Source organism: Bacillus sp. JJ675 (genome assembly GCF_036963165.1).
Taxonomy (GTDB): Bacteria; Bacillota; Bacilli; order Bacillales; family Bacillaceae; genus Bacillus; species Bacillus glycinifermentans.
Map to the genome: position 1 here is coordinate 1 of NZ_JBALMR010000133.1, position 7248 is coordinate 7248.

Below are 7248 nucleotides of genomic sequence, written 5' to 3' on the forward strand. Positions count from 1 at the left end.
TTGGGTAATCGGTTTTCGTTTTATTAAAATGATGTACGATTAACTCTTTTTCATTCTCTGTAACTTTGCTGAATACCCCATTTTTCAATGATTGTTTAGCAACCATACATTATTCTCCTTTTTGATATTTTTTCTAATATTGGTCCGTAGTTGCCCTTTTGCTGATTTTTTATTGAACCTCCGTCTTGTGAAAACAGATTATCAAAAAAAATCATTATTTTCCATGGGAATATTGTTTAATAATGGTTAATTTTTTATTAATTGGTTATCCGGTATTTTACATATAGGAAAAATATATTTATCAGTTGGGATTGAAAAATGATGGTTAAAAAGAACTAAATCCATAATCTGCTGAAAGGTATATATCCTTAAGATGTGAATCGTATTTAAAAAGTAGCTATGGTTAGTGACGCAGACGAGATGCTCAGCATAATCGTTTAAAAAGAAAAGTTCCCTTCATATATTAGACCCGGAAGTTTTAAAGAGCATGGGTTTGCAGGTTAACTACACCTAATGCATGGTCATTTTGTCGGTTCATTTTTATAAATATAGCTTTCTGCCATTTTGAAATCTCTTTTTAATACAGTTCAATCAAACCCTTCATCGTTTACCGGCTCTTCCGGCGCGTTCCACGAGTTCACTGTTTTTTTCTTCAACACGCCGTTTTCCAAAGGTATCCGGCTTGTTCAGACGCCGAAAGAATTGCCATTCTGTTCCTGAAAACAGGCATCACATCGTCCTTTATCATGCCGCTGACTTGCTCAGAAATGTCTTGAACCGCTTCCTCCGGACAATGGCCTGTTGCTGCTCATCTGTACCCATTGGCTTCCGTCCCGGCGGCATATGGCGTACGATTCGCTCTATTTCACATCAATCTGTCTATCAATCAATGGTTGCATCAGCGCCCTGATGAATCTGCATAAACTTCGGAAGAATGATCATGTAAAATAGGGCGACGGCAATGAGGCTGCCTCCGACGAGCCAATAAAGGCTTTCAAGCGCGATAAAAGCGGGATAAAGCCACGCGATGAAAAGAAGTGTCAGCGACTGTGAAAGCATCATGATCGGGTTAATCCAGCCCTGTACTCTCCCCATCATTTTCGGGTTAACGATACTCGGTATCCATCCGCCAATTGCGACATTGATACTAGGAAGCGAAAGGGCTATAAAGCCGGAGGCGATCATATACAGCCAAATCTCTCCGGCCAAGGAGGCAAAAATCGTGGCGCTGCCGGAAACAATCAGCGCCAACATCAACAAATGGTGAAGCTTCAGTTTTTGAGAAAGAATAGCGGCGGTTATGCTGCCGAGCAAAAAACCTGCACCGAAAACGATGCCGAGCAAAATCGACATTTCCTCATAGTTTCGCGGGGCAAGCTTATATTTTAAGATAAACACCTGCATGACTGAAAGGCCTCCGTTTACGACCCCGAAAAGGCTGAACCCGGAAACGAGGGCAAAGAGCAATTTATGGCCTACAATATAGCTGAAGCCGACCTTAAAATCTTTCCATACACCTCTGACATTTAAGTCTCTGATCGAATGCTTTCCGTTCGGCATGCGTACTTCCTTGGATATCCGGCAGGCTTGAATGAGCAGCCCGCTAATCACAAAGCTGGCGGTATCAACGAGAACAGCGCCTTCTACTCCAAGCGTCCAATAGCAAAAGACGCCAAGCCCGTTGCCGAACAGCATAAATAAACTGGCAACCATCTGATTCAGGCCGACGGCCACCGAATATTCATTTTCGGTTAGTATTCCTTGTATAAGGGAAGTTTGAGCAGGATTGAAAAAGCTCTTTACAGCGTTTCTGAAAAATAAGACAGCAAATATAAGCGGCATCCATTCAACATAGAGGGATAACAATAATAAAAATGACAATCCGGCACAGATCCAGTCGCAGCTCTTGGCGATTTTTTGCCGGTCAAACTTATCGGCGAAAACACCTACAAGAAAAAATACGGCCAAAGTCGGCAAAGACAGCATAAGCTCGGTAATTGTCGCATATGCCGGCTGCTGCGAAAAACGGTCAAGGAGGTAGAACAGGAGTGCAGTCAGCCCAATGATTCCTCCCATTTGCGAGGTGAAAGATGCCAAAAACAGCAGTGCATAATTTTTATTTTGAAAGATGGAAAACATTTTTTGCATAGAGGCCCCCTAATAGTATGTAAATTTTTTCAGACAGGCGGAACTGATTGTTATTTCAAAAAAAATTTCGTGCATCGATTTGCCGTTTCATTTCTACTTACCGAGGCTTTTCTTCTACTGTTTTAAACATACGGCATCCCCGCTTTCCATTTTCTTTCCCAAGCAAAATGAAAGCGGCGTTGTTGCATATCCCCTCCCCGATTTACAAAGTATTTAAAAAAATGAAAATAATTCTAGGTTTTTAGATTCGTTTCAATTCAACAATATCCTCTCTTAGATTTGATTTTTTACAAAATGCTATAAATTAAAAAGCTTCCGGCATGCATTCTGTCCTGCGTCAGGTGTTTCTCCTGACGCAGGACATGTGGGCATTCCGAAAGCTGATAGACTAGTCGGTAAAACCGTTATCAAGCACTTCAATTAAAGAAGACGTCATTTTGGCGTGATTTTTTGTGCGCTCTACCAATTTGATGACGTTTTGATAGGATTGCTGTGCACCGAGCACCAATAAAGGGACCCCGATGAAATCGATCTTCAGTCTCCTTGAGAACAAGCCCCCGAAGGTCATGGTCACCGGCACGGTAGGGGATGTGTTTGAAAAGATCACTTTCTCGTTTAGCGTCCCGTTTTTTTCAAACATCTTCAGAATTCCGAGCATTGCCGGAATAACGGCTTTTGATGACCCCCTGCCGATGGTGTATACTTTGCTGCCTTCTTCATCAAGGCCGTGAAAAACGAGTTTTCCCATTTCTTTTGGACTTAATTGATTAAAGGCATCGGTATTTAAAATTTCGTCTTTGGTCGGCTTTCTGCCGAACGGAAGTTTTTTAAGATGATAGGCGGCTGCGAGGGCTGATGAATGGGTGCCGCCGTAGCAATTATAAATATAGATCAACAACTTCACCTCTAACCTGACGTCTTTCTTTTAATGTGCGACAAACATTCCGTTCTTATTTATATCTTTCATTCAGCACCTCTTTTATGGCATCGACATATTTAGTAAACACTTTATTGTAGGATTTTGCCCTCGTCACCAGTCCGAATCGCGAAAAAAAAGCCTCCCGTTGAGGGGTGCTGATCTCCAATTGAATGCTCTTGCCTGTTTTGCACAGATTATTCAGATTATCCGGGTCCGTTCCTGAAAGACGGTGGCTTTGATCCACCAGTTCAGCAGAAAACCCTTGCTCAGACAGCACATCGACGATCGCTTGTCCGACTTCTGTGTCCGTTCCTCCCACAATCGTGTGCTTTTCGGTATCACTATACCCATGAATCGCTAACACATAGCTGTGCTCACTGATTTTTTCCAATGCTGTCGGTTCATCAAAATGACTGCTTGTAATGTGCAGATCCCAATTATTCGAGGGTTTAATTCCTTCGAACAAATACGTTGAATACTCTTCGCCGAAGGCGCGCACCAGTTCGCTGACTCCCCCTTCGATGCCGCCGCCGTGCGGAGATAAGACCAGAAGATCAGTGCCCATGTCCGTATATTCAATCCTGTAATCCTCGCCTTCCACTTCGTTCTCTGCCAACTCCGCAAAATTCGCGTACTTATCGCCTGAAGCCATGATCGGACATTGCCATAAGACTGCAATATACACTGCCGTGATCAACGATATGATACATCGTTTTTTCATCAACTGGTTCCCTTCTTCCTGTTCCTTCGCGTTAATATGCTGCCCATCATCCTCTTTATTTAATTGGTAAAAAATTACTTTTTCTATTCACTCATCTGCTATTTTATATAACAAGAACTATAGCGTGAAAGCGACCTTTACCTTATTTTTCACAGGGTTCCCTCACGTGTTTCCAGAGGCACGGAAACTCGCTTTGAATATTGTTTTTATAACGATCGCCTTACACTGCCCAAGTGCCTTCAGATCACGGGAAGGTAAAAGTATGAACAAGACCTTGAGGCCAAAATTTCCAAGAGGGACAAAGTCTCCCTGCTTTTATATGAATTTTTACGCCGTCGATTTTGTAAAAGCGGGAATAGCTGACCATACAAAAGAAGAATAGAAAGCGTTATCAAAAAAAAAGAACAGACTCGCTTTAAGCAAATCTATTCCTTTTCGTAAAAAACCGGTCTTCCTTATTTTTTATAAAAAGCACCGCGGCCTATTTTTTCGACAATGGCCGGACACAGCTGATAGAGCTTGCTAACTCCGCTCATCCAGACGGGCAGATTGATTTCGCGCTTGTTCGTCAGCATAATGGAGACGATTTTCTTTGCCACTTGATCAGGATCGAGCATCCATTTGCCGATGCTTTTGACGTAATCTCCCGTTTTATCGGCGGCATTGAAAAAATCGGTTTTGATCGGTCCGGGATTTACCGTTGTCACATTGACTCCTGTTTCGGCAAGCTCCATTCTCAGACTGTTGGAAAACCCGAGAACGGCATGCTTTGTGGCGGCATACAGGCTCGACTTCGGCGTTGAAATTTTGCCGGCTTGTGAAGCAATGTTGATAATGTGGCCGCTGTTTTGCGCGGTCATATGGGGCAGCGCCATTTTCGTGCAGGCGATCAGCCCGAAGACATTGACTTCAAACATCGATTTCATGTCTTCAAGAGACGCTTCAAGGGCAGACTCAAAAATTCCAAAACCTGCATTGTTGACAAGAACGTCGATCGGCCCGGCCGCTTTAAAAACCGATTCGATTTCCTCTGTCCGGCTGACATCCAATACAAAAGTGCGGCACGATGCCCCAAGATCGGAAATGATTTTTTCCCGCACCGTCTGAAGGCGTGCTTTACTGCGGGCAGCGAGAATCACCTGGGCCCCCTCTGCTGCCGAAAAATAAGCGATCCGTTCGCCGAGCCCTCCGGATGCACCTGTAATGAAAATATTTTTGCCTTTCAATCTGTCTGTCATTTTTCCACCTGCTTTATTGNNTATTGTATAGTAAACGATGCCGTCAGTTTCGCCGCTTGTAATGACTCCGCGCGTTTCCAAATCATCGAGTTGCCCGACAGTTTCAGACATTGTCAAAAACAGCTCTTTTTCGTATACGGCGGGAAACAGCTTCCTGCATATTTCAAATGCGGTGTGAGGGCTATCCGCTATCATGCGGTGCACCTCGCTTGCCCTGTTCCGCTGTTTTTCCAGGCGTCTTTTGATCAGCTCCCGTATGGCGGTTATGCTTTCGCCGTGACCCGGAAAGACAACCGAGAGCGGCAGATCAAGCAGCCGTTCAAGTGAAGCAAGATAATCGAGCAGCGGAGCAGGACGCTTTTCCCCTTTTTGCGGCATTTCCAATAAAGGATTTGAGGAAGACGGCTTTAAGAGTAAATCTCCGCCGAGCATCCTTCCGCTTTTTTCATGATAAAGCGCGATATGTGACGAAGCATGTCCAGGCGTCTCAAGCACCTTCCACCCTTCAAGTCCGTCGATCCGGCTGCCTTCTGTCACCGCCTTTGTCAATGAACGTTTGCATGACAGGCGATAAGACCGCTTTACCGTAAGACTTACCGATTCCATGTCGGCGGGGACGCCGAACCGTTTGAACAAATATGTAAAAAACGTTTGCTGTTTTTCGATAAAAACAGGGTCCTGGCTGATATACGGCTCATTGAACGGATGGCCGATAACGGCTGTATCTTTAGGAAATTCATCAAGCAATCCGGCATGGTCTGCATGATGGTGAGTCAGAACAACCTGGTCAATATCCTCCAGGGTCAGGTTCAATACAAGAAGCTTGCGTTTTAAAACAGCGGCTGCTTCCCTTGTTTTCGGACCGGCATCGATCAATGTCAGCGCTTCTCCTTTTAGCAAATAAACATTGACGTCTCCGACCGCAAACGGAGTCGGTATCGAAATGGGAATGATCTTTTCATCTTTCATTACGTTTTTCTCCTCATCCAGCAAAATAATGTTGATCATATTTTACCGTTTTCTCCGGTGCGTGTCATTTTTGCCAAAATGCCTGTTGACACAGGCTTGTTCTCCGTAGCATAATGAACAACAAATAAATGATCGATCATTTTAAATGATTAAAGACGCGATGAAGAGGAATAGTAAACAGGTAATGGCGAAAAGAGAGTGAAATTCCAGGCTGAAAAATTTCACAGCCCGCTTTCCTGTTGAACCTGCCCTCAGAGCGCTTAGGCAAACCTAACGTTTCCCTCGTTACGGGTCAAGAGCTGAGCATGCTGAATGCTAATGTAGGTGGTACCGCGAAACCTTTTCGTCCTATAAGATGACGGAAGGTTTTTTTGTTTTTCTAGAAGGAGGAATGATGAAATGAAACATATAGGCTTTATCGGAGCCGGTTCAATGGCGGAGGCGATGATCAAGGGACTTGTCAAAAGCGGTGAGGTTGAACCCGGACAAATTATCGCGACAAATCACTCCAACAGAGCCCGGCTCAAGGAGCTTCAAGAAGCATACGGGATTCGCACCGAACCTGATACGGAGAAGGTCGCGGAAGCGTCCGACACGATCGTTTTAGCGATAAAACCGAAAGATGCCCAAACCGTCATCACTGAAATCGGGCCTTATTTACAAAAGGAGAAGCTTGTGGTTTCGATACTTGCCGGCATTCCGATCGATACGATTCAACACTACGCCGGAGGGGAATTGCCTGTTGTCAGAGCGATGCCGAATACGTCCGCTTCGATCCAAAAATCGGCGACAGCCTTTGCGGCCGGGCGGCTCGTGACAGAAGCCCAGATTCGTGAAGTGACCGGCCGTTTTCAAACGATCGGCAGCGTCACGGCTGTTGAAGAATCCGCGCTTGATGCCGTGACAGCGGTGGCGGGCAGCGGCCCGGCATTTGTGTATCGGTTTGTCGAGGCGCTCCATGCATCAGCCCTTGAATTGGGTCTCGACGAATCAACGGCGAAACGGCTGATCACCGATATGATGTCGGGTGCTGCGAAAATGCTTGAAACCGGAAAGGATCCATCTTTGATGAGAAGGGAAATCACAAGCCCGAACGGCACGACCGAAGCCGGACTCCGCGTTCTCGATAAGCTTGAATTTGAAAAAACGGTAGCCGCCTGTGTCAAAGAAGCGGCAAAACGGTCCGCTGAGATCAGAGACGAATTTACTGCCAATGTATAAAAGCCGGAGGCCGATGTGATCTGCACCCTGTC

Annotated in this window: 5 protein-coding genes, 1 pseudogene and 1 other annotated feature; of the genes and pseudogenes, 1 reads left to right on the forward strand and 5 read right to left on the reverse strand. The window is 45.1% G+C overall.

Translation table 11 applies throughout. The annotated features are described in order from the left end of the window. Window positions 1–882: 882 nt before the first annotated feature. The 5 genes and pseudogenes from V7126_RS23925 to V7126_RS23945 form a co-directional block, all read right to left on the reverse strand. The gene (locus V7126_RS23925) at window positions 883–2148 is read right to left on the reverse strand and encodes an MFS transporter (RefSeq protein ID WP_046132401.1); all 1266 of its coding nucleotides are present in this window, start codon (window positions 2146–2148) and stop codon (window positions 883–885) included. Window positions 2149–2536: 388 nt separating this feature from the next. After that, complete coding sequence (locus tag V7126_RS23930) at window positions 2537–3043, reverse strand: DUF3189 family protein (RefSeq protein WP_046132402.1); 507 nt, start codon at window positions 3041–3043, stop codon at window positions 2537–2539. 55 nt (window positions 3044–3098) lie between these two features. Next, window positions 3099–3788 carry a poly-gamma-glutamate hydrolase family protein gene (locus V7126_RS23935; RefSeq protein WP_175077645.1) on the reverse strand — a complete coding sequence of 230 codons (690 nt, stop codon included), beginning with the start codon at window positions 3786–3788 and terminating at the stop codon, window positions 3099–3101. A gap of 455 nt (window positions 3789–4243) precedes the next feature. After that, entirely contained in the window at window positions 4244–5026 is a 783-nt protein-coding gene (locus tag V7126_RS23940) for an SDR family NAD(P)-dependent oxidoreductase (RefSeq protein WP_175077644.1), read from the reverse strand. A gap of 27 nt (window positions 5027–5053) precedes the next feature. After that, a pseudogene (locus V7126_RS23945) lies at window positions 5054–5995 on the reverse strand (MBL fold metallo-hydrolase); the annotation flags it as partial. A 151-nt stretch (window positions 5996–6146) separates the two neighbouring features. Next, window positions 6147–6349, forward strand: a binding site (T-box leader). A gap of 45 nt (window positions 6350–6394) precedes the next feature. Between V7126_RS23945 and proC the strand changes: the two are divergent. Continuing rightward, the gene (gene proC / locus V7126_RS23950) at window positions 6395–7216 is read left to right on the forward strand and encodes a pyrroline-5-carboxylate reductase (protein WP_335499880.1); all 822 of its coding nucleotides are present in this window, start codon (window positions 6395–6397) and stop codon (window positions 7214–7216) included. Window positions 7217–7248: the final 32 nt, after the last annotated feature.